The following is a 25,274-nucleotide window of genomic DNA, read 5'->3' as shown; positions in this document are numbered from 1 at the left end:
GGAGAGGAACGTCGTGGACGAGTTGGGCGACATCATCCAGGAGTTCCTGGTCGAGAGTCACGAGAACCTGGACCAGCTGGACCGGGACCTGGTGGCTCTGGAGCAGGACCCGGGCTCCAGGGAGATGCTCTCCAGCATTTTCCGGACTATCCACACTATTAAGGGCACAAGCGGTTTCCTGGCGTTCCACCGCCTGGAGACGCTCACCCACGCGGGCGAGTCGCTGCTGTCCCGGCTCCGGGACGGAGCCCAGCGGATGAACCCCGCCAGCGCGGACGCGCTGCTGGCCATGGTGGACACCGTGCGCACCCTGCTCGGCTCGATCGAGGAGAGCGGCGGTGAGGGCGACGTCGACGTCGAGCCGGTCATCGCCATGGTGGCGGCGTGCATCGAGGACCCTGCCGCGCCCAAGCCGGCCCAGGCCTCCGCTCCGGCACCCAAGGCCGAGCCGCGGCCCGCCGAGGCCGTGGAGTCCGCCGAGCCCGCCGGGCCCGCCGCACCGGCGCAGGCGCCCGAGAAGGCGGAGGCGGCCGAAGCCCTCGCCGCCGAGGCCCTGGAGTCCGCCGAGCCCGCCGAGGCCGTACCGGCCCGCGCGGCCAAGGGCCAGGCCGCCGACGAGCCCACCGGCCAGAACAACAAGCGCAGCATCGCCGACAGCTCCATCCGCGTGGACGTCGACCTGCTCGACACCCTGATGCGGCTGGTCGGCGAGCTGGTGCTGACCCGCAACCAGATCGTGCGCGGCGTCAGCGAGATCTCCGACCCGGCCCTGGTGCGCACCACCCAGCGGCTGAACCTGATCACCAGTGAGCTGCAGGAGAGCGTCATGAAGACGCGCATGCAGCCCATCGACCACATCTGGTCCAAGCTGCCGCGCGTCGTGCGCGACCTCAGCGGCGCCATGGGCAAGCAGGTCAAGCTGGCGATGGAGGGCAAGGAGACCGAGCTCGACCGCAGCCTCCTGGAGGCCGTCAAGGACCCGCTGACGCACCTGGTGCGCAACGCGGTCGACCACGGCATCGAGACCTCCGCCGAGCGCGTCGCCAAGGGCAAGGACCCGCAGGGCACGCTGACGCTGCGCGCCGCCCACGAGGGCGGCCACGTCGTGGTCGAGATCAAGGACGACGGCGCGGGCATCGACGTCGACCGGGTGGCGCAGACCGCGCTGGACCGCGGCGTCGTCACCCGCGACCAGCTCTCCCGGATGGACTCGCGCGAGATCATCGCGCTGGTCTTCCGGCCCGGTTTCTCCACCGCCAAGAAGGTCACCAACGTCTCCGGCCGCGGTGTCGGCATGGACGTGGTGAAGACCAACATCGAGCAGATCGGCGGCGCCGTCGACGTCGACTCGACGCTGGGGGCCGGCACCACGTGGCGGCTGACCATCCCGCTGACGCTGGCGATCATCCAGGCCCTGACCGTGGAGTGCGGCGCCGAGCGCTACGCCATCCCGCAGGTGGGCGTGGACGAGCTGGTGTTCGTGGACGGCCAGTCCGGCCAGACGATCGAGCACGTGTCGGGTGCGCCGGTCTACCGGCTGCGGGGCAAGCTCCTGCCGCTGGTGCGCCTGGACGAGACGCTGGGCCTGCCGGTCCGCAACAGCGACCGCGACGTCTACATCGCGGTGCTGCAGGCCGACGGCCGGCGCTTCGGCCTGGTCGTCGACCGGGTCCTGAACACCGAGGAGATCGTGGTCAAGCCGCTGAGCGGGCGGATGAAGGACGTCGGCGTCTACGCCGGGTCCACCATCGTCGGCGACGGCAAGGTCGCGCTGATCCTCGACATCCCGTCGCTGGCCCGCCGGGCGCACCTGGCCGCCGAGGCCGTCGAGCGCGCCCAGGTGGACCAGGCCGACTCCCGTCCCCGCGACAGCCACATCGAGCGCCTGCTCATCGCCGGCATCGGGGAGCGCCGGGTGGCGATCCCGCTCGACATGGTCACCCGCCTGGAGGAGTTCCCGGTGCAGCGGATCGAGCGGGTCGGCAGCCGGGAGGTGGTCCAGTACCGCGACCACATCCTGCCGGTCATCCGCCTGGCCTCGCTGCTGGGCTGCTACGACGTGGAGGAGGGCGAGACCGTGCCCGCGGTGGTCTACACCGAGCGGGGGCGGAGCGTCGCCCTGGTCGTCCAGCAGATCGTCGACATCGTCGAGGACCACATCGAGTCGCGCAGCGACCTCGACGACGACGGCCTGACCGGCTCTGCGGTGATCCAGCAGCGGGTCACCGAGCTGCTCGACGTGCGGCGCGCGATCCTCGCCGCCGACCCGCGGTTCTACGCGGAGATGTCCGAATCCATGGTGGGAGCCTGAGATGCCCAGTCGCCAGTACGCCACTTTCGAGGTGGCCGATCAGCTCTTCGGGGTCGACGTGGCCCAGGTGCAGGAGGTCCTGCGCTTCCACGAGTACACCCGTGTCCCGCTCGCCCCGACCTCGGTCGGCGGGCTGTTCAACCTGCGCGGCCAGGTCATCGACGCGGTGGACCTGCGGGTCCAGCTCGGCCTGCCGCCCCGGGACCTGAGCGTCCCGGCGATGAACGTCATCGTCTCGGTGGACGACGAGTGGGTGAGCCTGCTCGTGGACCGCATCGGCGAGGTCATCGAGCTCGACGACGAGGCCTTCGAGCCGCCGCCGGACACGCTCGCGGGCGCCTACCGGCACCTGATCGTCGGCACGTTCAAGCTGGAGGACCGGCTGATGCTGGCCCTCGACGCGCGGCGCGCGGCCGACACGACCGTGCCGGTCCCGGCGCAGCACGCCGACGAGGCGCGGATGGCGCGCTCGGCCTGAGGCGGCGAGCCGTACGGCCCGCGGGGGTGACCCCCGGAGGGACTGCGGGGCGCGGGAGCACCTTCGGGTGCGCCCGCGCCCCGCGGTCGTTCCGCCGACCGGTGCCGCGGCTCACGGCTCCTCCGTGTCCGGCGCCGGCGGGGCCGCCGCGCCGGCCGACAGCAGCCTCTGCGCCAGCACGCGGCAGCGCCTCCGGAGCTCCGGAGGCTCGATCACCTCGAAGTCGTGCCCCAGCGCGAGCACGTGCATGAGCACGGAGTCGAGGCTGCCGCCGCCGCTGAGCACCTCGCACCGCCCGCTCCCCCGCCGTCGCACGACGGCCGCCGACGCCGGGACCTGCGCGCGCACCGTGTCGGCCGGCGCGTGCACGAGGAAGCGCGCCCGGTGCGGGTAGACCCGGCTCGCCACGCCCTCCTGCACGTACGCCGCCGCGTCGGGCGCCGCCCGCGGGCGGAAGCGCCAGGTCCGGGCGGACACCTCGGTCATCCGGTCGACGCGGAAGCTGCGCCAGCCGTCGCGGTCGAGGTCGTAGGCGAGGAGGTACCAGCGCCGGTCGGAGGCGACCAGGCGGTGGGGCTCGACCCGCCGCGGCCGCACCTCGATCCCCGACGGGTAGCCGAACCCGGCCTCGACCTGGTCACGGCAGGCTCCGGCCAGCGTCATGAGCACCTGGGGGTCGACGGGCGTACGGCCTCCGCCGAAGGACTCCACCGCGCCGGAGAGCGCGCGCACCTCCTGGCGGAGCCGGGCGGGCAGCACCTGGTCGAGCTTGGTCAGCGCGCGGAGCGCGGCGTCTCCGGAGCCGGCGACCGTGCCTCCCGTGCCTCCCGGGTCGCCCGCGCCGGCGAGCAGCGAGAGCACGGTGGCGATCGCCTCCTCATCGTCGAGGAGCAGCGGCGGCAGGTCCTGTCCCGGGCCGAGGCGGTAGCCGCCGCCGACCCCCTGGCCGGCCTCGACCCGGTAGCCGAGCGTGCGCAGCCGCTCGACGTCGCGCCGTACCGTGCGCGGCGTGACCCCGAGCCGGTCGGCGAGCTCGGGGCCGGTCCAGAGCCGGCGCTGCTGCAGCAGCCCGAGCAGGGTGAGCACCCGCTCCGTCGTGCCCCGACCGTCATCGCCCGTCGCGTCCATGTGATCCACTTTGCCAGAGATAGCGGACCGATCCTGTCCGCCAGGCGTGTCAGGATGACGTCACGGACGCGGACGGACCCGGCTGGAACCGGCCTGAACCGGACGCCGCCGCCTGACCGCACACGAGACCCGCCACGGACGGAGCAACACGATGAGCCGCCACATCCAGGTCACCTTCGACGCCCACGACCCGCGGGCGCTGTCGTCCTTCTGGCGCGACACGCTGGGCTACGTGCATCCCGGCCCGCCCGGGGTCGAACTGCCGGAGGGCGCCGACCCGCTGGTCGCGTGGGACGACTTCCTCGCGCGGGCCGGCGTGCCGGAGGAGCAGCGCAACTCGGCGTCGGCCATCGAGGACCCGGACGGGCACGGTCCGCGGCTGTTCTTCCAGCGGGTGCCGGAGGACAAGGCCGGCAAGAACCGCGTCCACCTCGACGTCCGTGCGGCTCCCGGGCTGCAGGGAGAGGAGCGGATGGCGGCGCTGGAGACCGAGTGCGACCGGCTCGTCGCGCTGGGGGCGAAGCGGGTGCGCCGCTTCGAGCCCGCTCCTCCGACGAGTGCCGGCTTCATCGTGATGACCGACCCCGAGGGCAACGAGTTCTGCCTGGACTGACGCGGCCAGGCGGCGGTTCCGGGCCCGGTCCCCGCACGGTCCCGCCCGGCGCTCAGGCCGCGGCCGTCCCCGCCGCCGCGGCCCCCGGCCCCACGACCGCCACCCCGCCCCCGGTCTCGACCGCCCTCCCGACCCCGACACCCCCGGGAACCCCGGCGGCCGCGGTCCCCGCCTCGGCCGCCCCGGACACCTCGGCGGCCCCGGACACCTCGGCCGTCCCGGCCAGCATCACCCGGTTCCGACCCGCCCGCTTGGCCGCGTACAACGCCTCATCCGCCGCATGCAACAACTCCCCCGCCTCCATCCCCCCCGAGACCGCCGCCACCCCCGCACTGAACGACACCGACAACGTATGACCCCCCGCCGGCACCCGCCCCGCCGCCACCCACACCCGGATCTCCTCCACCCGCTCCAACGCCTGCTCCCCCGACGCCCCCGGCAACACGATCACGAACTCCTCCCCCCCATACCGCGCCACCACATCACCCGACCGGATCCGCCCCCCCACCAGCTTCGCGAACCGCATCAACACCTGATCACCCGCACCATGACCATAACGATCATTGATCTGCTTGAAATGATCGATGTCCAGCAACGCCACACTCAGCGCCTCCCCCGACGCCGCCGCCAACCGCAACTCCCGCCCCAGCGCCTCCATCAGAAACCGCCGGTTGTGCAACCCCGTCAACGCATCCCGCACCGCCTGCTCGGCCAGATCCGCCCGCAACGCCTCGATCATCGCCACCTGCTCCTGCAACCGCGCGTTCGCCTCCACCAGCGCCCGCCGCTGCGCGTTCAACGCCGTCACATCCCGCCCCACGAACGCCCACCCCACCCGCTGGCCCCGCGCATCCACCAACGCACTCACCCGCACATTCAGATCCACCCCACGACCCCCCGCATCCACCACCGTGTGGTCGACCTCCATGCCGTCGCCGACCGGCATCGGGCCGAAGACGTCGGCGGCGGAGGTGCCGGCGAGGCGGGCGGGGAGGCGGGGGTCGAGCTTCCGGAGCATGCGGTCGGCCGCCGGGTTGAGGTCGAGGATGCGACCGGAGAGGTCGGCCGTCAGGACCATGTCGCTGATCATGTCGAAGACGTGCGTGCGCTCCACGGCCACGAGCTCGTGCAGTGAGCGGCGGACCAGCGACCAGTAGACCACGACCGTGGTGACGCAGAACCCGACCGGGGTCAGGTAGTCGACGCGGACGACGCCGAGCGTGCTCACCACGTTGAGCAGGAGGGGAGGAAGGGTGGCCAGCAGGGTGGAGCCGTACAGGCCGCGCTGGAGGCGGGAGCCGCGCAGCCAGGCTCCGAACAGGCGGCCGACGCCGGTGGCGAGCAGGGAGTAGCTGTAGGCGGTGTGCGCCCAGAACAGCGGGCCGACGCCGGTTCCGGTGTCGACCCCCAGCCCGGCGGGGTCCAGGGCGGTGATGAACCAGTGGTGCCAGGGGTTGGTCAGGAGCGCGGCGAGGACGAGCGCGGGCTCGACCGACAGCCACAGGGCCGTACGGCGCGACAACCGCCAGGTGCGGTCGACCACGGCCAGCGACAGGCAGTGGAAACCCGCGGGCATGGCGCAGACGGCGGCGAATTTGATGATCAGCAGTGATTGGAGGGTTTCGAGGTCCTCGTTGAGCATCAGCAGGCCGTCCGCCGTGGACCACACGCCGATCCCCGCGGCGACGGCCGCCAGGGTGCCCACCGCGGGCGTCACGCGCCTGCGCCGCCAGCCGACCACGGCCACGACGAACGCCACCACCGCCGACAGCATGAAGAGCAGGGCCCGGAACGGCTCCCCCATCGCCGACGCCTCCTCTCACCGCCATGCCTGCCGGAAATGCGAACTCCCATCGGCATGTCCGCGCCTCGACATGAGGGATTGACGGCGTCGCGGTGAACACACGGTGCGCGGACCGGCACGGAGGGTGGGATCCGGAGCCTGCCCGGGTCCGCGGCGGCGGACCGGGACGGCGCGCCGCGGCTTCGCGAAGGGGGTGAAGGAGGACCGTCCACCCGGAGCGGACGATGCGGGAAAGGGGGAGTGTTCACTCCTTTCCACTCTCAACCTATAGCGCACCGGGGGGCTTGCGGCAAGGCCCCGGGCGTGCCGCACAATGGGCGGCCGATCCCAGGACCTGCGAGAAAACGGGGGTACGAAGTGCGTGTTCCGCTACCGTCACATGGACGCGGGGACGGCGGACCGGCGGTGGGGGCCCCGGGGCGGGGTGATGCCGCGAGCCCTCCGGCCACCGGCGTGTTCGACCTCCCCGGCCATCTGTCCGCCAAGGCCGATCCGGCGCTCATCGCCGGCGACGAGCGGCACTTCGCGGCCGTCGCGGAGAGCCTGGAGCAGTCGGTCGCCGAACTGTCCGGCCGCCTCGACGCCGAGCGCAGGGCGCCCGGCAGAGGCGGCCGGCAGGCGGTGGACCGGGACATGGAGATCCACCGGCTGACCGCCCGCCTGCGCACGCTGCGCCGCTTCGGTCTGGACCTGTGCCTCGGGCGCATGGTCGGCGCGGACGACCCCGAGCCCGTCTACGTCGGGCGGCTCGGCCTCACCGACAGCGCGGGCCGGCGGCTGCTGGTCGACTGGCGCTCGCCCGCGGCCGAGCCGTTCTTCGGCGCCACCCACGCCGACCCGATGGGCCTGGCGAGCCGCCGCAGGTATCGCTGGACCCGCGGCCGGATCAGCGACTACTGGGACGAGGTGTTCACCCCGGACGGGTTCGAAGGGCACGCCGCGCTCGACGACCAGTCCGCCTTCATCGCCAGCCTGGGCGGCGGCCGGTCGGCGCGGATGCGGGACGTGCTCTCCACCATCCAGGCCGACCAGGACGCCGTCATCCGCGCGGGCTCCCGCGGCGCCCTGGTCGTCGACGGCGGCCCGGGCACGGGCAAGACCGTCGTCGCGCTGCACCGCTCCGCCTACCTCCTCTACTCCGACCCCCGGCTGGGGCACCGCCGGGGCGGCGTGCTGTTCGTCGGCCCGCACCGGCCCTACCTGGCCTACGTCTCCGACGTCCTGCCCAGCCTCGGGGAGGAGGGCGTGCAGACCTGCACCCTGCGGGACCTCGTCCCCGAGGGGGCCGCGGCGGCGGCCGAGGCCGACCCGGACGTGGCCCGCCTGAAGTCGTCCGCGGACATGGTCAGGGCGATCGAGCCGGCCGTCAGGTTCTACGAGAACCCGCCCGCCGAGGGGATGACGGTCACGACCCACTGGGCCGACGTCCGGCTGAGCGCCGCCGACTGGGCGGAGGCGTTCGAGGCGCCGGAGCCCGGCACCCCGCACAACGAGGCGCGCGACCGGATCTGGGAGGAACTGCTCACGATCCTGGCGGACAAGCACGGCGACGACGTCCCGGCCGACCTGCTCCGCAGGTCGCTGCTGCGCAACCGGGAGCTGCTGGCGGCCTTCAACCGCGCGTGGCCGCTGATCGAGGCGGCCGACCTCGTCGGGGACCTGTGGTCGGTGCCCGCCTACCTGAGGATGTGCGCGCCCTGGCTCGACCCCGGCGACGTCCGCAGGCTGCAGCGCGCGGACGCCCAGGCCTGGACGGTGTCCGACCTGCCGCTCCTGGACGCGGCGCGGCAGCGGCTCGGCGACCCGGAGGCGTGGCGGCGCAGGCGCCGCCGGGAGGCCTCCGTCGCCGCCCAGCGCGAGCGCATGGCGCAGGTCGTCGACGACCTGATCGAGGCCGACGACTCCGAGATGCTCGTGATGTCGATGCTGCGCGGCCAGGACATGAAGGACGCCCTGGTCGACGAGACCGCGCTGCCCGGCACCGAACCGGACCGGCTCGCCGGCCCGTTCGCGCACATCGTGGTGGACGAGGCCCAGGAACTGACGGACGCGGAGTGGCAGATGCTGCTGCTGCGCTGCCCGTCCCGGAGCTTCACCATCGTCGGGGACCGCGCCCAGGCCAGGCACGGGTTCACCGAGTCGTGGCGGGAACGGCTGGAGCGGGTCGGGTTCGACCGGATCGACCTGGCCTCCCTGAACATCAACTACCGGACGCCGGAGGAGATCATGGCGGAGGCCGAGCCGGTCATCCGGGCCGCGCTCCCGGACGCCAACGTGCCGACCTCCATCCGCAGCGGCGGCGTCCCCGTCACGTACGGCTCCGCCGCGGAGCTGAGGCCGGTCCTGGACTCCTGGCTCGCCGCACACGCCGACGGGACCGCCTGCGTCATCGGCGATCCCGGATTCCGGGAGACGCCCCGCGTCCGGTCGCTGACCCCGGAGCTGGCGAAGGGGCTCGAGTTCGACCTGGTCGTCCTCGTCGACCCGGAGGAGTTCGGCGAGGGCGTCGAGGGAGCCGTCGACCGCTATGTCGCGATGACCCGGGCGACCCAGCGGCTCGTCGTCCTCACGACCCCCTGACACCCCGACCTTGCCCCCCGACCCTGACGCCCCAGACCCTGACGCCCCAGACCCGGCCGTCAGCAAGCCGGGCTCGGCGCCGCCGGGGCGGGCGATCGACCGATCTTTTTGCCATAGCGGCAACAATGTTTGCCAGATCGTCGCGGGTGGGCGGATGCTCTCCGGTGAGCGTAGGTGCTCCCCATGAGCGAGAGAAGTGAACGGAGGTGCTCCTCATGACTGAGAGAGCAGAGCGGGTCGAGGGTGCCGCCGCCCGGGGCGGGCGGCGCTACGAGGTCGTGGTGGTGGGCGGCGGGGCCGCCGGGCTGAGCGGGGCGCTGACCCTGGCCAGGGCCCGCCGGTCGGTGCTGGTCATCGACTCCGGCAGCCCGCGCAACGCCCCGGCGGAGGGCGTCCACACCTACCTGGGGCGGGAGGGCCTGCCTCCCGCGGAGCTGCTGGCCACGGGCCGCCGGGAGGTGACCGGTTACGGCGGCGAGATCGCCGAGGGGACCGCCGTGACCGCCGAACGCCTGGCGGACGGCGGTTTCCGGGTCGTCCTGGACGACGGGTCCTCGGTCGTGGCCGACCGGCTGCTGGTGACCACGGGCCTGGTCGACGAACTGCCGGACGTACCCGGCCTGGCCGAGCGGTGGGGACGCGAGGTGCTGCACTGCCCGTACTGCCACGGCTGGGAGGTGCGCGACCAGGCGATCGGGATCCTGGCCGTCGGGCCGCTCGCGGTCCACCAGGCGCTGATGTGGCGGCAGTGGAGCCGGGAGGTGACCCTGTTCCAGCACACCGCGCCCGCGTTCACCGCCGAGGAGTACGAGCAGCTGGCCGCCCGCGACGTCACCGTGGTGGACGGGAAGGTGACCGGACTGGAGGTGACCGGCGACCGGCTCACCGGCATGACCCTGGCCGACGGCCGGACGGTCCCGTGCCGGGCGGTGGTCACCACCGCCCGGCTGGCCGCCCGCGGCGGCGTCCTGGCCGGTCTGGGCCTCGAACCCGTCGACGCGGAGATGGCCGGGCAGGTCGTCGGCAGCCGCATCGACGCCGACCCGTTCGGAGCGACGCGGGTGCCCGGGGTGTGGGTGGCCGGCAACGTCACCTCCCCGGTCGACACGGTCATCGCGGCCGCCGCCGCGGGCGTGCGCGCCGGGGCGGCGATCAACGCCGACCTGACCGCCGAGGCCACCCGCCGGGCCGTCGCCGCCCGCCGCGACCCCTTCTCCGCGGAGGCCGAGCGGGAGGTCGCCGAGCGCGTGCCGGGCGACCGCCGGCACGGCCTGTGACCCGACCGGCGCACCGCGGCCACGGTCCGTGACCCGACCGGCGCACCGCGGCCACGGCTGCCGGCCTGACCTCGGAGGTCAGGCCGCGCCGTCGAGGAGCGGGACCAGCTGCTCCTCCTCGTAGTCCAGGTGGGCCTCGAGTTCGCCGGCGAGCCGCTCGACCTCGGAGAGCACCGACTTCGAGTCCGGGCCGTCGCCGGAGAGCACCCGCTGCAACTCCTCCATCAGGGCCGCGATCCTGCGGTGCTCCCGGTCCAGCCGCTCCATGGTGGGGGCGAGCTCGGGGTACTGCGCGGCCAGGGCGGGGAACATCCCGGCGTCCTCGTTGGTGTGGTGGTGGTGCAGGCCCTGGCAGAGGGTCAGGCAGTTCACCCGGAGCTGGGCGCCCAGCCCGGGACCCGACGCGGCGACCTCCTCGCGGATCAGGGCGAGTTCCCGCCGGAACGCGCCGTGGATCAGCTTCAGCGTCTCGCCCCACGACGACGCGGGCATGCCGCTGAACGCGACCTGCCGCAGGGCGACGACGGGGATGACGCGCGACGTCCGGTCCTGGTAGGCGGCCCAGCCGGGGTCGGCCTCGACCGCGCGGGCGAAGGCCCGGTCGCGTTCGGCGCCCTCCAGCACGACGGCCTCCGCCTCATAGGTGAAGACGCCGTCCTCGACGGTGACGCGCGGGTCGGCCACCAGGTTGTGGAACCAGGCCGGGTGCTTCGGCGCGCCGGCGGCCGAGGCGATGACCAGGACCCGCTCACCGCCGTCGGGAAGGTAGCCGACCGGGGTCGTGTGCGGGGCGCCGGACCGCGCCCCGGTGGTGGTCAGCAGGAGCAGCCGGGAGCCCTCGAAGGGACCGCCGACCCGTCCGCCGTTGGCACGGAACTCCTCGATGACCTGCTGGTTGAAATCGTTCGGCATTCTCTGTTTTCTTCTCCTGGGAAAAAGCTTCCGCGGGCCGTGCGCGGGCATGGCGAATGACCGCCCGGTGGGCGGGGAAAGCGCGCCGCGGGCGGCCTCGGCCGCGGCACGGGAAATGCAGGGATATGCGGGTGTGCGCAGGGACCCGGAATTCGGGAAACGGCGGTGGCACACCGGTCGAAACGACGGGGTCGCACCGGTCGCCGGGGTGCCGGGGTGCCGTCGCCGGGCCGGTGACGTTCGCCGCCGGATCACCGCACCGCCGGATCACCCCGCCGGAGGGCCCGGAAACCGCCGGAGGACGGGGGGACGGGCACCCGGGAGGGCACGGGGCAGGCCGTACGGCACGGCGTGCGGAGACACCGCGCGGGGGCGCGGGGGAGAAAGAAGAAGGCGGGCCTCTGGCCGGCCGGGCGCTCACGCCTCGGCCGGGTGCCCCACTCGCTTGTGGCCCATGGCCGACCCGGCAGTCACAGAGATGACCTTAATGCCGGAAACGCCCTGAGGCAACGTGGATTTCCCACCGGATACGACACGGCGGATTCCAGAATCGCGGACGGCACGTCGCGGAGAGACCACTCCGGAGCGATTCGATCCGGACGATTCGATCCGGGGCGGCGGGAGACCGGCCGCCGCGGGCCGGTGTCCTGCCGGTGTCCTCTCGGCGCGCGGGCCGGCGTTCTCCCGGTGTCCTCTCGGTGTCCTGCCGGTGTCCTCCCTGCGCGCGGGCCGGCCGTACGGCCCGCCGCCTCAAACGCCGGTGACGATGTTCATCGACCAGTCGACGGCCTTCAGGTACGCGTGCGCCAGGTCCTCGCCGTGCGCGTCGCCGGTCTCGGGCAGCCGCCCCGACTCGTAGGCGCGCGCGGTGGTCACCACGCTGCCGAGCGGGCCGCCCTCCTCGACGATCGCGAACGACACGTCGTGGCTCAGCGCCAGGTGGGCGATCAGCTCCTCCGCGGGCACGCCCAGCAGGTCGGCGATGCCGCTCAGGAGCCCCACCGTGAAGGCCTTGTCGCTGGGCAGGCCCAGCGAGCGGGACAGCAGCTGGCACAGCCGGGCCCGCATGAGGACGTGGGACATGCGCTCGTTGTCGACGTCGCCGTCGACGCCCACGACGTCGCTGAGCAGCATCAGCGTCACCCAGTGCCGCAGGCGCTGGGTGCCCAGGATCACGACCGCGTCGTTGATCGAGGAGATCTCGCTCCACAGGCCGGTCGCGGCGGAGTTCGCGGCGCGCAGGATGCGGTAGGACAGCGCCGGATCGGAGCTGATGATCTGCGTGATCTCGTCGATGTCGGTGTCCTCGTCGGCGAGCTTGCTGATCAGCTCCAGGTGGCGCAGCCGGCTGGGCTCCAGCGTGTCGAGGGACAGCACGCGGGGCCGGCCCAGCAGGTAGCCCTGGAAGAACTCGAACCCGAGCCCGCGCGCGAACTCCAGGTCCTCCTCGGTCTCCAGCCGCTCGGCCACCAGGTGCACGCCTTCGTAGGCGCGGCAGACCGCGATGCGCTCACGCAGCAGCTCGGGGTCGATCCCGGAGACCTCCAGCTTGACGTAGGAGGCCACCTCCAGCAGGCGCTCGTGGTCGTTGCCGAGCACGAAGTCGTCCAGGGCGATGGCGAAGCCCTGCGCCGCGAGCCTGCGCACGCCCTCGATCACCTCGTCGTCGATCTGGACGGTCTCGAGGACCTCCAGCACGACGGATCCGGAGTCGAACGGGAGCGGCAGCTCGCCCACGAGGAACTCGCGGGTCAGGTTGATGAAGCACAGGTTCGGCCCCGCCAGCCGCTCCAGGCCGAACTCGCTGAACGCGTTGACGATCACCTGACTGGTGGCCTCGGCGCCGCGCGCGGTCGCTCCCTTGGCCTGCGAATGGGAGCGGAACAGAAGTTCGTACGCCACCAGGGCGCCGTCCCCGTCGTGGATCGGCTGGCGTCCGATGTGGATGCGGTGCCAGCCGCTGTCGACCGGCGCGTCGGCGAGATGCATGTGATTCTCATCGTCGGGACAGGGCTGCATGTGAGGAATCTCCGCAGGAAATGGGTACGGCCCGCAGATCGGCGGTTCCGCGGACTGACGACGCTACCGGGGCGGCCCGGGCGCGGCAGGGCATCGGCCGGAGACACGACCGGCCGCGGCGGCTCTGCTCCCGGTCCGCTCCGGAACCGCTCCCGGTCCCGTGGGCTCTGCTCCCGGTCCGCTCCGGAACCGCTCCCGCTGCGCCACCGCCCCCGGCCGATCCGCCCCCGGCCCGTCCGGGAACCGCTCCCGTCCCCGGCGGGCCTGCGGCCCGGGCCGACCCGTTACCGCAGCCCGCTCCGGGGGACGAGACCTCTGTGGCATCGCACACCGCGGCAGGGCCGCTCGCCGGGCGGGGAACCGGGCCGGACCGGGCGCCGGGGCCCGGTCCGGCGGGCGGGGTGCCGCCGGGGGCGGCGCTGCGCCGTACCGCCGTGTTCGCCGCGCTGTACCTGGCGGCCACGCTCGCCGGGCGGATGACCCTGATCGAGGGGACCACTCTCAGCCTGGTGTGGCCCGCCGCGGGGGTGTCGGCGCTGTGGTTCCTGGCGCAGCGCCACGCCCGGACGTGGTGGCCGGACGTGGCGGCGTTCGCGGTGTGCACGCTCGCCGCCAACGTGTGGACCGGCGCCTCCCCGGCGCTCGCCGTCTGCTTCGCGGTGGCCAATCTGGCCCAGGTGGGGGCGTTCCTGCTCCTGTTCGGGCGATTATCCCCGGAGTCCTGGGCGGCCGAGGGCCTGGGCGAGCTCGTCCGGGTGCGGCAGCTGTGGCGGCTGCTGCAGGCCGCGGCCGGGGCCACGCTCTGCGGGGCGGCCGTCGTCTCGGCCGGGATGTGGCTGATCGGCGCCCAGGTGTCGTGGCTGGGCACGTCGGTGTGGATCGCGCGCAACATCGTCAGCATCGTGCTGATCGGCGGGGTCGGGCTGCGCCTGGCGGCGCTGTTCCGCGTCCACCCCCTGCGCCCCGGGCCCGGCTCCGCCTGGTCCGCCGCGCGGGACACGCTGCGCACGGCCCCCCGGTGGCGGAAGGCCGAGTACGCGGCCCTGGTGCTGGCGTCCGCCACGGCGTACGTCGTGGCGTTCGGCCTGAACCACGGCCTGCCCCTGGCGTTCCCGCTGCTCGTGGTGACGGTCTGGGCCGGCCTGCGCTTCAACACGACCTTCGTCGTCCTGCACGACCTGCTCGTCGGCGCGACCGCCATCCTGTTCACCCTGTACGGGCACGGGCCGTTCGCGACGATCGGCTCGCCGCCCGTCCGGGCGTTCGTGGCGCAGGCCTTCGTCGCGATGGTCGCCGTGGTCGGGCTCGCGCTCGCGCTCGGCCGCGACGAGCGCGACGCGCTCCTGCGGCAGCTCGCCGCCGCCGAGGAGTCCGCCTCCGCGCAGGCCGGGCTCCTGGCCACGATCGTGGACGCCATGCACGACGGGCTGGTCGTGATCGACTCCGCGGGGCGCTTCCTCATGCGCAACCGCGCCGCCGCGGACCTGCTCGACGACCTGGGGCCGCCCGACGCCCCCGCTCCCGGTACGGCCGACGCCGCCGCTCCCGGTACGGCAGGCGTCGACGTCGGGCACTTCGGGCTGTTCCACCCGGACGGCACCCTCATGGACGAGGCGGAGCTGCCGTACCGGCAGGCACTGGCCGGCCGGGAGATCCGCGCCGTGGACCTGCTCGTGCGCAACCGCGTCATGCCCGAGGGCCGCATGTTCAGCGTCAGCGCGACCCGTCTGCCCACCGAGGCCGGCGACGAGGGCGAGGCCGCGGTCGTGGTGGTCTTCCACGACGTCACCGCCGAACGCCGCGACCGCGACGAGCTCGCCGCGTTCGCCGGGGTCGTCGCGCACGACCTGCGCAACCCCCTGTCGGCGGTGGACGGCTGGATCGACGTCCTGGACGAGACCGTCGAGGCCGTGCCCGGCGGCGCGCCGGACATGGCCGTCGAGAGCATCGCCCGCATCCGGCACGCCTCCGCCCGCATGCGCAACCTGATCAACGACCTGCTCACGCACAGCGTCTCCCGGGCCGCGGCGCTGTCCCCGGTCCCGGTCGATCTGGGGGAGACCGTGCGGGAGGTCATCGCCACGCGCGGCGGCGACGACGCGGCGGCGGGCAGGGAACGGCGGCCTCGGCCCCGCTTCCACGTCGGAGACCTGCCCCGGGTGCAGGCCGACCCGGTGCTGCTGCGCCAGCTGCTGGACAACCTGATCGGCAACGCGACCAAGTACGTCGCGCCGGGCGCCGTACCGGAGATCACCGTCACCGCCGGGCCCGCGGAGGAGGAGGGGTGGGTCCGCGTCGAGGTCGCCGACCGCGGCATCGGCATCCCGCCCGGGCAGCACGAGGCGGTCTTCGAGAACTTCCACCGCGCCCACCACACCGCCGGCTACACCGGCAGCGGCCTGGGCCTGGCCATCTGCAAGCGCATCGTGGAACGCCACGGCGGCACCATCGGCGCCCGGGACAACCCCGGCGGCGGGACCCGCTTCCACTTCACCCTGCCGGCCGCCCCCTGAGAGTCCCCTGGAGGCGCGGGACGGCCCCTGGGGCGCGGGACGGCCCCCGGGGCGCGGGACGGCCCCCGGACGCCGGACGGCCCCCGGGCGGCGTCCGCGGGTGCGCGGCGCCGGCCGGGGGCCGGGAGGAACGGTGCGCCGCCCGGGAGGGCCCGGCGGCGGTCCGGCCGGGACGGGGCCCGGTGCCGGTGCGGAGCTCAGTCGGCGTTGGCGGACAGGCTCGGCTTCTGGTTGATCCTGCGGCGCTCGTCGTAGACCACCGCGTACGGGTAGGAGGTCATCAGCGCCGGCTCGTGCCTGCTGTAGTGGTGCCCGCAGAACAGGAGGTCCTTGTTCCGGCGGAAGACGACACGGACGAACGCCTGGGCTCCGCACTGGTCACACCGGTCGGCGATCTGCAGCGGGTCGGTCTGCGGAATCATCTCAGCCGTGATCGTCATCACTGCCCCCCATGCGGTTCTAGGTCTTCGAGTCATACGGAGTCGGTCCCCGCTACCATCGGCCGCCCGCAGCGGCACCTGAGAAAGGTGCGCCGATCCGGCCGCCCGCCGCCGCGGCCGCCCTAACGGCGGTCGGGTCCGGGGGCGGAGTACAGCGGGCCTCCGTCGGCGCCCCCGTCGGAGCCGCCACCGGGACCCCCGCCGGCGCCGCCGGTCCCGTCCTCGGTGAGCGCGTCCCGGCCGGTGATCCCGGGGACCACCGGCAGCGTGAAGACGAAGCGGGTCCCGCCCCCTGAGTTCTCCTCCGCCCGGATCTCCCCGCCGTGCTGGTCGACGATCCGGCGGCAGATGGCCAGCCCCAGCCCCGTGCCCGGGTAGCCCTCGCTCCCGCGCGCCCGGCCGAAGGCCGCGAAGACCGCGTCGCGCTGGTCCGGGGCGATCCCGATGCCGTGGTCGGCGACCGTGATGCGCCACATCGGCCCGTCGCGCTCGGCGCTGATGTCGATCTGCGCCACGGTGCCGTGCCGGACGTACTTGACGGCGTTGCCGATCAGGTTGTCCATGACCTGCCGGAGCCGGGCCGGATCGGCGGTGACCACCGGCAGGCGGCCGATCTCGATGTGCGGCCGGTCGTGCCGGAGATGGGCTGTGCGGTCCATGACGATGTCGGCGACCAGCCGCTCCAGGTCGACCTCGGCCGGCTCCAGCGAGGCGTCCCCGGCGCCGGCGTAGGCGAGCAGGTCGTCGATGAGCCGCTGCATCCTGCCCGTGCCGCCCCGGATGCGCTGCAGCCAGCCGCTCACCTGCTCGCCCGCGCCGTCGGCGAGGTGGTCCTCCACCAGCTCCGAGTAGCCCGCGATCACGGTGAGGGGGGACTTCAGGTCGTGGGCCGCGACGGCGGCGAACCTCTCCAGCTCGGTCTCCCGCTCGCGCAGCCGGGCCTCCACCCGGCGGCGCTCGGCGATGTCGGCCTTCAGCGCCGCGGTCGCCTGCTCCACCTGCGCCAGCGCCCGGTCGCGCGAGGTGGACAGGACCAGCACCAGACCGGCCAGCAGGAGGCTGATCACCGCCCCGCCGGCCAGGACCACCAGGTGCAGGCGGTTCTCGGCGGCGGAGGCGAGGCCCGTCGTGGGGTCGACCTGGAGCCGCCACGTGCGGCCGGCGACGTCCATGGTGGTCTCGCGGTGCAGGCGGGCGTCGGCGAGCGGCTCCCCGGCCCGTACGGTGGCCATCGGGCGCTCCCCGCCCGGCACGGAGACGTCGGAGAGCGTCACGTTGACCCTGCCCTGGGAGACCTGCCGCAGCGTGCCGTCGATGAAGTCGCCGCCCCGCACGCCCATCACCAGCCAGCCGCGCAGCAGCCCGGCGTCGGGCGCGTCGCCCGCGCCGTAGACCGGGGCGACCAGCAGGAACGACGTCTGCTGCCGGGCGGCGGGCAGCATCCGGTCCCGGAGCAGCACGTAGGCGCGGCTCGCGGTGACCTGTCCGCCGGCGCGGGCGGCGTCCAGCGCCTCGGAGGGCTCGCGGGCGGCCATCAGGTCCGAGCCGAGGGCGGGCGAGGCCGTTTCCAGGCTCCGGTCGAGCACCACGAACCGGTGCTCGGCGGTGCCCACCGGCCGCAGGCTCAGGTTCGCCGCCCCCTTGCGCCGCCAGGCCCGCTGTACGGCCTGCACCCGCGCGTCGGAGACGGAGACGACGTAGCCCACGTCGGTGATGCCGGGCATCCCCCGGAACGCGAGCCGGAAGGTGAGCGCCTCGAAGTCCTGGGCGGTCAGGTCCTCCTGCACGCCCACCGAGGCCGCCAGGTGGCCGAGGGTCTCCGCGCGCCGGTGGGCCTCACCGGCCACGGCGGCGCGCACGGCCTCCAGGTGGCGGTCCATGCGCTCGTCGGCCTGCCGGCCCTGCGCGCCCGCCAGGGTGACGGCCATCAGGAAGGAGACGGCCAGTCCGGCCACCAGCAGGACGCAGGCCGGGACCACGCCGCCGGTACGGCCCGGCCGGCGGGGACGGCGCACAACGGGCAGAGGCATGGTGGTCCTATCGACGGGAGGACGGCGGCGGCGCCCTCCTCCGTGGCGCCGCCGCCCCGCCGGTCGGGCACGGCGCAGGCGGCGTCCGGCCGAGGACACCTCTTCGTTGTCCATCGGACGCGGCGGGAGCCAGTTGAGGACCATGGACGCGACGGGAGCCGGTCGAGGACCACGGGACCGGCCGGGCCGCGGCTAAAAGCGCCGGACCGGGTATGAACCGCCGATCGGGGGAGTCCCGGCAGCGAACCGTCGTGGAGTTGATCATGGCTGGCATTCTGATCGTCGAGGACGACATCGACATCCGGGACCTGACCGTGTTCCGGCTGGAGCAGAGCGGCCACACGGTGCGCGCGGCCAACGACGGGACCGAGGCGCTGGCCGCGCTGGAGCAGGAGCGGCCGGACCTGGTCATCCTCGACTGGATGATGCCGGGCCTGCCGGGACCGGAGGTGTGCCGCAGGCTGCGCGCCATGCCCGGCATGGAGGGCGTGGTGGTGCTCATGCTGACGTCGAAGGCGCAGGAGGCCGACGTGGAGGAGGGCTTCCGGGCGGGCGCCGACGACTACATGATCAAGCCGTTCAGCCCTCGCGAGCTGGCGGCCCGCGTCGGCGCCCTCCTGGCCCGCTCCCGTCCCTGACCCCGCCTCTGGTCCCGGACCACCGTCCCCGGCCCCGGACCGCCGTCCCGGAAGCCCCGCCGAGCGGACCCGACTACGTTTCGTGGGGAATCAAACGCTAAAAGTAGCGTGCAACCAACCTGCACCCGTCTTATAACCATTTTTGCAACAAAACAGGACTTACCGTAGTGGTCACCTTACGGAAAGCAACAGCCGGTGGCGTCCCGCCGCCGGCCGCGCGTGACTCACGGAGGAGTGACCCATGACCACCCGTCTCCTGCTCAAGCTCCAGGCCCTGCGCGACGACTCCGAGCGCGGCGCCACCGCCGTGGAGTACGGCCTCATGGTCGCCCTCATCGCCGCCGTCATCGTCGGCACCGTGATCCTGCTCGGCCAGGGCCTCGACCTGAAGTTCAACGAGATCCTCGGGCAGATCGGCTGATCGTCCGCGGCTCCTCCGGCGAGCGCGGCGCCGCCTCCGTGGAGACGGCGCTGATGCTCCCGGTGATCCTGTTCCTGCTGTTCGCGATCATCGATTTCGGGCGGATGTTCAACGCCCAGATCACGCTCACCGAGGCGGCCCGGGAGGGCGCGAGGGCCGTGGCCCTCGGCCACTCCGCCGGGCCCCGCGTGCGGTCGGCCGCGCAGGGCCTGTCACCCCTGACGGTCACGGCGACCGGCTGCTCCACGACTCCCGGCCCCGACGCCGACGCCGTCGTCGAGGTCGGGCACGCCTTCGAGTTCATCACCCCCGTGGCGGGGCTCGCCACGATGTTCGGCGGCGGCCTGGACGGGCCGGTGACCCTGTCCGGCAGAGGAGTCATGCCATGTCTCGGCTGAACCCGCCCGCGAGCCCGCTCGCGGGCGCCTCCGCCGCGGCGCCGTCCGGGCGGGCACGCCGGTGAGGTCACGGCTCCTCATGCTGCTGGCCGCCCTGGCCCTGGCCGCGCTGGGCACCGCCGCGCTGCTCTCCTACGTCTCCGGCGCCGAGTCCCGCGCGCTGGCGGGCAAGAAGGCGGTCACCGTACTGGTCGCCGCCGAACGCATCCCGGCCGGGACCACCGGCGAGCGCGTGCGCACCGGCGGCTACGCCGAAGCGGTGCGGATGCCCGCCGAGACCGTCCCGGCCGACGCGCTGGGCGCGCTCGACGCCTCCTTGGACGCGCTGCAGGTCACCGCGGAGATCCAGCCGCGCCAGCTGCTGCTGCGCGGCGCGTTCGCCGAGCCGAGCCCGGCCGCGGGCGGGCTGGAGATCCCCGAGGGCAGGATGGCCGTCGCGGTGGAGCTGAGCGCCGCCGCCGACGTCGCCGGCTACGTGCGCCCCGGCACCCGGGTGGCCGTCTTCGACACCTTCAACGTCCTCAAGGGCGAGCAGGGCGTCCCCTCCGGCGACCGGCTCGCCGAGGGGCACACCGTCAACCGGGCCACCCGGGTGCTGCTGCCCCGCGTCGAGGTGCTGGCCGTCGGCCCGCGCCCCGCCGCACCCGAGACCGCCGAGCAGGAGGTGGAGCGGACCCTGCTGGTCACCGTGGCCGTCAACCAGGACGAGGCCGAACGGCTGGTGCACGCCGCCCAGACCGGCACCCTCTACCTGGGCCTGCTCACCGACACCACCGACGTCGGCCCCGGCGCCGGAGTCGACAACCGCTCGCTGTTCCGCTGACCGGAGCGGCGGCACCGACCGGAGGGAGGCGGTGTTGACCGTCCTGTACGAGCCGCGGCCCGCCGAGGCCGCGCGGCTGGCCGCGCTCCTGGACCCGGCCGCCCGCATCGCGGCGGATGCGCACGAGCTGGCCGCGCTCCTGGCCGCCGACCCCGGCGAGCCGCTCGTGGTCTTCGGCCCCGGCGCCGGGACCGCCGAGGCGACGGCCTTCGCCGCCGAACAGCGGCTGCGCGGCCCGGCCACCGGCGTGGTGCTGCTGCGCGCCGACGCCGGCCCCGCCCTGCTGCGGGAGGCGCTGCGCGCCGGGATCCGCGAGATCGCCGACCCCGGCGACCCGCAGGCCGTACGGCAGGCGTGCGAGCGCTCGCTGGAGCTGTCGCGGCACCTGGCGGCCGCCCCCTGGCCGGGCGCCCCGGGCGAGCAGGGCGCGCTCCCGGCCACCGGCGCGGAGGACGGGTCCGGCGGGCGGCCCGGCCGGATCGTCACGGTGCTGGCCACCAAGGGCGGCTGCGGCAAGACCGCGATCGCCACCAACCTCGCGGTGACGCTCGCCGCCGGAGGCCGCCACCGGGTCCTGCTCGTGGACCTGGACGTGGAGTTCGGCGACGTGGCGATCGCGCTGCAGCTCACCCCCGAGCGCGGGCTCGCCGACGCCGTCGCCATGGCCGACCGGCTCGACGAGACCGGCCTGCGCTCGCTGCTGACCTCCTACCGGCCGGGCCTGGAGACGCTGCTGGCGCCCCTGCGCCCCACCGACGGCGAGCAGATCGACGGCGCCCTGGTGGGCGAGGTGCTCCGGCTGGCCCGCGGCATGTTCGACTACGTCGTCGTCGACACGCCCCCGCACTTCTCCGACCCCGTGCTGGCCGCCCTCGACCTGACCGACCACCTGCTGGTGCTCTCGGCGCCCGACGTGCTGACGCTGAAGAACACCCGCATCGCCCTGGAAACGCTCGACCTGCTCGGCCAGCCCGCCGAGCGGCGCGTCGTGACCCTCAACCGGTCCGGCTCACCGGTCGGGCTGACCCCGCAGGACGTCGAGCGGGTGCTGAAGGTCCCGCCGCACGCGCACGTCCCCTCCAGCGCGGACGTGCCGCTCTCGCTGAACCGGGGCGTGCCGCTCGCCGCAGGTGACCCGGCCCATCCGGTCAGCCGCGCCGTCGCCGACCTCGCCGTCCGGCACCTGCACGCCGTACCGGCGCAGGAGCCCCGGCGCGGGCGCGGGCGGCGCGGGCTGCTGCGGCGCAGGGACGGGAGGATCTGATGGGACTCGGCGACCGCATCGCCCGGCGCCAGGCCGCCAGCGCCCCGCAGACCGGCCACCCCGCCGACCACCGGACCGACCACCGCACAGGCCACCGGGCCGACCCAGGACCGCGGAACGGCCGGGACGGGACCGGGACGTCCGCGCAGGCGCAGGCCAGGCCGGACGACCCGCTCGCGCAGGTGCGCCGCCGCGCCCACCAGGCGCTGCTGGACGTGCTCGGCCCGCAGATGTACGCCGACATGGGCGACGACGACGACCTGCGGCGCAGGGTCCGCGAGACCATCGGCGAGGTGCTGGCCGCGGAGGAGACGCCGCTGACGGCCGCCGACCGGGCCCGCGTCGCCGCCGAGGTCGCCGACGACATCCTGGGCCACGGCCCGCTGGAACCGCTGCTGCGCGACCCCGACGTCACCGAGATCATGGTCAACGGGCCCGGCCTGGTCTTCGTGGAGCGCGCCGGGCGCATCGAGGAGGTCGGCGCGCGCTTCGCCGACGACGCCCACCTGCGGCGCGTCATCGACCGCATCGTCTCGCGGGTGGGCCGCCACGTCGACGAGGCCAGCCCGATGGTCGACGCCCGCCTGCCGGACGGCAGCCGGGTCAACGCCGTCGTCGCCCCCATCGCGCTGGACGGCTCGCTGCTGACCATCCGCAAGTTCTCCGCCGACCCCTACACCGTCGACGACCTGATCGCCTTCGGCACGTTCACCCGGCCGGTGGCCGAGGTGCTGGAGGCCTGCGTGCGCGGCCGCCTCGACATGGTGATCAGCGGCGGCACCGGCTCGGGCAAGACCACCACGCTCAACGTGCTGTCGGGCTTCGTGCCGGCCGGCGACCGCATCGTCACCATCGAGGACGCCGCCGAGCTGCAGCTGCGCCAGAAGCACGTGCTGCGCCTGGAGTCGCGGCCCGCCAACACCGAGGGCCGGGGCGAGGTGACCATCCGGGACCTGGTCCGCAACGCGCTGCGCATGCGCCCGGACCGGATCGTCGTCGGCGAGGTCCGCGACGGCGCCGCGCTCGACATGCTGCAGGCGATGAACACCGGCCACGACGGCTCCCTGACCACCGTGCACGCCAACACGCCGCGCGACACGCTGGCCCGGCTGGAGACGATGGTGCTGATGGCCGGGGTGGACCTGCCCGCGCGGGCGATCCGCGAGCAGATCGCCTCCGCCGTCGACGTCATCGTGCAGGTGACCCGGATGAAGGACGGCGTGCGCCGGATCACCCACGTCACCGAGGTGACCGGCATGGAGGGCGACATCATCACCCTCCAGGACATCTTCGCCTTCGACTACCGCGCCGGGATCGACGAGACGGGCCGCTACCGCGGCACGCTGGTGCCCACGGGGCTGCGGCCGTCGTTCCTCGACGAGATCGCCAAGGCGGGCGTCACCATCCCGCCGGGACTCTTCGGCGGCGCCCGGTGAACCCGGCGAGCCGCAGGCCCCGGACCCGGGCCGGTACGGCGGGCACGGCGGTGAACACGATGGCGGGCACGGCGGCGGATACAGCGATGGGCACGGCGGCGGCCGCGCTGAGGGTCGTCGCACTCGGCCTGGTGACGGCCGTGCTGACCGTCCTGGCCCTGCCGCAGGCGGTGCCCGCCACCGCGGCGTCCGGTGCGGCGCCGTCCGGTGCGGTGCCGTCCGGTGCCGCGGCGGACGACCCGTCGCTGGCGGTCAGCGCCGTACGGGTCCTCCCCGGCGCCGCGGAGTTCTACCTGACGGCCCGCGACCTGCCCGAAGGCGCCTCCCTGGAGGAGGCCGAGATCACCGTGCGCGCCGGGGACGTACGGCTGGCCGCCACCGCCGCACCGGCGGGGACCGGGGGCGCGCCCGGACCGGCCAGGAGCGTCGTGATCGTCTTCGACGCCAGCGGCTCGATGTCCGGCCCGGCCATGACCCAGGCGCGCAACGCCGCGCTCCGCTACGCCCGCGCCGTGCCCGCCGACGTCCGGCTCGGCCTGGTGCGGGTCGGCGACCGGGCCGAGACCCTGCTGGAGCCCACCGGCGACCGCGGGGCGTTCGCCGCGGCGGTGCGCGGCATGCGGGCGTCCGGCAGCACCGCCCTGTACGACGGCGTCGCCGCCGGCCGGGAACTGCTGGCCGGCCGGGGCGGCGACCGGCGGCTGCTCGTCCTGTCCGACGGGGCCGACACCTCCTCCGGCACCTCCCTGAACCTGCTCGCCCTGCACCTGCGGCGGGATCCGGTCCCCGTCGACGTGGTGGCGTTCGGTACCCGGGCCGACGAGGAGGCGCTGCGACGGCTGGCCGCGTCCGGCAGCGGGCGGGTCCGCCGCGCCGCCGAGGGCGGGGAGCTGGCGGCGGCGTTCCTGTCGGCGGCGGCCTCGTTCTCCGCACCGGTCCTGGTCACCGTACGGGTGCCCGGCTCCCTGGCCGGCCGGACCGCGCGCCTGACCGTCGAGGTGCGGACCGGCGGGAAGGCCGCGGACCCCGGCCGGCCGGCGGACGTCCCCTCCCCGGCGGGCACTCCTTCCACCCGCACTCCGCCGACCGGCACGCCCTCGACCGGCACTCCACCGACTGCGAGCGCGACCGTGACCGTGGACTTCGCAGCCGGGCCCCGGGCCGCCCCCTCCGCGGCTCCCCCCGCGGCCGTCGCCGCCCCCGCCGGGCCGCCCGCCTGGCTGTACCCGGCCGGGGGCGCCGCGCTGCTGCTGTCCCTGGCGGCGGCCGCCGCGGCGTTCGCCCGGCCCCGGCGCGGCCTGCCCGCCGACCGGCTCGCCCAGCTCGACCGCTTCACGCAGCGCCGCGCCGCACCCGCGGGCGGTCCCGGCACGGCGGCCGGGGCGGTCCTCGGCGTGCCGGGCGCGGCCCTGGCCCTCACCGAGAAGGTGGTGCGCGCCCGCGGACGGCACGAGCGCATCACCGCCCGGCTCGAGGAGGCGGGCATGAAACTGCTGCCCCACGAGTGGACGCTGCTGCGGGTCGGCGTCGCGTTCGGCGGCGCGCTCCTGGTCGGCCTGCTGCTGTCCCCCGCGGCGGGGATCCTGCTCGGGCCCGGCCCGGCCTGGGCGGGCTGCGAGCTGTACCGGCGGCACCGGGCGGACCGGCGGGCCCGGCTGTTCGCCGAGCACCTGCCCGACGCCCTGCAGCTGGTCGTCGGCTCGCTGCGCTCCGGGTTCTCCCTCGGGCAGGCGCTGGCCGCCCTGGTGCGGGAGTCGGCCGAACCCGTCAGCACCGAGTTCGGCCGGGCCCTGGCCGAGACCCGGCTCGGCGTCGACCTGGAGGACGCGCTGGAGAAGACCGCCGGGCGCACCCGGTGCCGGGACCTGTCCTGGCTGGTCATGGCCATCCGCATCCAGCGCGAGGTCGGCGGCAACCTGGCCGAGATCATGGCGACCGCGGTGGACACCATGCGCGAGCGCGCCCGGCTCCGCCGCCACGTGCGCGCGCTCACCGCCGAGGGCCGCCTGTCGGCCTACGTCCTGATCGCGCTGCCGGTCGGCATCGGCGCCTGGATGTTCCTCATCCGCGGGGAGTACGTGCGCCCCCTCTACACCGAGCCGCTCGGCGTCGTCATGCTCTGCGCCGCGGTGCTGCTGGTCGCCGTCGGCGCCTTCTGGATGAGCCGCCTGATCAAGGTGGAGGTCTGA

Annotated in this window: 19 protein-coding genes; 13 read left to right on the top strand and 6 right to left on the bottom strand. The window is 74.5% G+C overall.

What is annotated here, in order from left to right; translation table 11 throughout:
- Positions 1-13 precede the first annotated feature (13 nt).
- Together HS048_RS36015 and HS048_RS36010 are read left to right on the top strand one after the other, a co-directional pair.
- Positions 14-2,311: a chemotaxis protein CheW gene (locus HS048_RS36015; protein WP_196470319.1), complete on the top strand. Its 2,298-nt coding sequence runs from the start codon at positions 14-16 to the stop codon at positions 2,309-2,311.
- A gap of 1 nt (position 2,312) precedes the next feature.
- On the top strand, positions 2,313-2,789 hold the full coding sequence (locus tag HS048_RS36010; protein ID WP_068904064.1) for a chemotaxis protein CheW: 477 nt from the start codon (positions 2,313-2,315) through the stop codon (positions 2,787-2,789).
- 111 nt (positions 2,790-2,900) lie between these two features.
- Here HS048_RS36010 and HS048_RS36005 read toward each other — a convergent pair whose 3' ends face one another.
- The gene (locus HS048_RS36005; protein WP_196470318.1) at positions 2,901-3,917 is read right to left on the bottom strand and encodes a YafY family protein; all 1,017 of its coding nucleotides are present in this window, start codon (positions 3,915-3,917) and stop codon (positions 2,901-2,903) included.
- A 151-nt stretch (positions 3,918-4,068) separates the two neighbouring features.
- On the opposite strand from HS048_RS36005, the gene HS048_RS36000 reads away from it, so the two are divergent.
- On the top strand, positions 4,069-4,530 hold the full coding sequence (locus HS048_RS36000) for a VOC family protein (protein WP_068904067.1): 462 nt from the start codon (positions 4,069-4,071) through the stop codon (positions 4,528-4,530).
- 52 nt (positions 4,531-4,582) lie between these two features.
- Here HS048_RS36000 and HS048_RS38635 read toward each other — a convergent pair whose 3' ends face one another.
- Complete coding sequence (locus HS048_RS38635) at positions 4,583-6,334, bottom strand: diguanylate cyclase (RefSeq protein ID WP_196470317.1); 1,752 nt, start codon at positions 6,332-6,334, stop codon at positions 4,583-4,585.
- Positions 6,335-6,787: 453 nt separating this feature from the next.
- Here HS048_RS38635 and helR point away from each other — a divergent pair, with 453 nt between their 5' ends.
- Complete coding sequence (helR, locus tag HS048_RS35990) at positions 6,788-8,914, top strand: RNA polymerase recycling motor ATPase HelR (protein ID WP_153054665.1); 2,127 nt, start codon at positions 6,788-6,790, stop codon at positions 8,912-8,914.
- A gap of 215 nt (positions 8,915-9,129) precedes the next feature.
- Positions 9,130-10,191, top strand: coding sequence for an NAD(P)/FAD-dependent oxidoreductase (locus tag HS048_RS35985; RefSeq protein WP_196470316.1), 1,062 nt, complete (start codon positions 9,130-9,132; stop codon positions 10,189-10,191).
- Positions 10,192-10,269: 78 nt separating this feature from the next.
- Here the strand turns inward: HS048_RS35985 and HS048_RS35980 are convergent, their stop codons facing one another.
- Entirely contained in the window at positions 10,270-11,103 is an 834-nt protein-coding gene (locus HS048_RS35980; RefSeq protein ID WP_196470315.1) for a nitroreductase/quinone reductase family protein, read from the bottom strand.
- A 750-nt stretch (positions 11,104-11,853) separates the two neighbouring features.
- A complete protein-coding gene (locus HS048_RS35975) occupies positions 11,854-13,092 on the bottom strand; it encodes an EAL and HDOD domain-containing protein (RefSeq protein ID WP_068904380.1) in 1,239 nt (412 codons plus the stop codon).
- A gap of 347 nt (positions 13,093-13,439) precedes the next feature.
- Here HS048_RS35975 and HS048_RS35970 point away from each other — a divergent pair, with 347 nt between their 5' ends.
- Entirely contained in the window at positions 13,440-15,635 is a 2,196-nt protein-coding gene (locus HS048_RS35970) for an ATP-binding protein (protein WP_196470314.1), read from the top strand.
- A gap of 197 nt (positions 15,636-15,832) precedes the next feature.
- On the opposite strand, the gene HS048_RS35965 is transcribed toward HS048_RS35970, so the two are convergent.
- On the bottom strand, positions 15,833-16,075 hold the full coding sequence (locus tag HS048_RS35965) for a hypothetical protein (protein WP_084009109.1): 243 nt from the start codon (positions 16,073-16,075) through the stop codon (positions 15,833-15,835).
- A 122-nt stretch (positions 16,076-16,197) separates the two neighbouring features.
- Positions 16,198-18,105: an ATP-binding protein gene (locus HS048_RS35960; RefSeq protein WP_196470313.1), complete on the bottom strand. Its 1,908-nt coding sequence runs from the start codon at positions 18,103-18,105 to the stop codon at positions 16,198-16,200.
- Positions 18,106-18,368: 263 nt separating this feature from the next.
- Here HS048_RS35960 and HS048_RS35955 point away from each other — a divergent pair, with 263 nt between their 5' ends.
- The 7 genes from HS048_RS35955 to HS048_RS35925 all read left to right on the top strand — a co-directional run bounded on the left by HS048_RS35955 (position 18,369) and on the right by HS048_RS35925 (position 25,274).
- Positions 18,369-18,743, top strand: coding sequence for a response regulator transcription factor (locus HS048_RS35955; RefSeq protein ID WP_068904393.1), 375 nt, complete (start codon positions 18,369-18,371; stop codon positions 18,741-18,743).
- 241 nt (positions 18,744-18,984) lie between these two features.
- Entirely contained in the window at positions 18,985-19,164 is a 180-nt protein-coding gene (locus HS048_RS35950; RefSeq protein ID WP_189239577.1) for a Flp family type IVb pilin, read from the top strand.
- A 38-nt stretch (positions 19,165-19,202) separates the two neighbouring features.
- Complete coding sequence (locus tag HS048_RS38630) at positions 19,203-19,562, top strand: TadE/TadG family type IV pilus assembly protein (RefSeq protein ID WP_269435924.1); 360 nt, start codon at positions 19,203-19,205, stop codon at positions 19,560-19,562.
- A gap of 61 nt (positions 19,563-19,623) precedes the next feature.
- Positions 19,624-20,385 carry a Flp pilus assembly protein CpaB gene (gene cpaB, locus HS048_RS35940; RefSeq protein WP_196470312.1) on the top strand — a complete coding sequence of 254 codons (762 nt, stop codon included), beginning with the start codon at positions 19,624-19,626 and terminating at the stop codon, positions 20,383-20,385.
- Between the two features lie 34 nt (positions 20,386-20,419).
- Positions 20,420-21,649: an AAA family ATPase gene (locus tag HS048_RS35935; protein WP_196470311.1), complete on the top strand. Its 1,230-nt coding sequence runs from the start codon at positions 20,420-20,422 to the stop codon at positions 21,647-21,649.
- Entirely contained in the window at positions 21,649-23,085 is a 1,437-nt protein-coding gene (locus tag HS048_RS35930; RefSeq protein ID WP_196470310.1) for a CpaF family protein, read from the top strand. Before HS048_RS35935 ends, HS048_RS35930 begins: the two co-directional genes overlap by 1 nt.
- Positions 23,082-25,274 carry a type II secretion system F family protein gene (locus HS048_RS35925; protein ID WP_196470309.1) on the top strand — a complete coding sequence of 731 codons (2,193 nt, stop codon included), beginning with the start codon at positions 23,082-23,084 and terminating at the stop codon, positions 25,272-25,274. Before HS048_RS35930 ends, HS048_RS35925 begins: the two co-directional genes overlap by 4 nt.

This window comes from Planomonospora sp. ID91781, from assembly GCF_015711595.1.
Taxonomy (GTDB): Bacteria; Actinomycetota; Actinomycetes; order Streptosporangiales; family Streptosporangiaceae; genus Planomonospora; species Planomonospora parontospora.
This window is presented reverse-complemented; position numbering and strand designations above follow the sequence as displayed.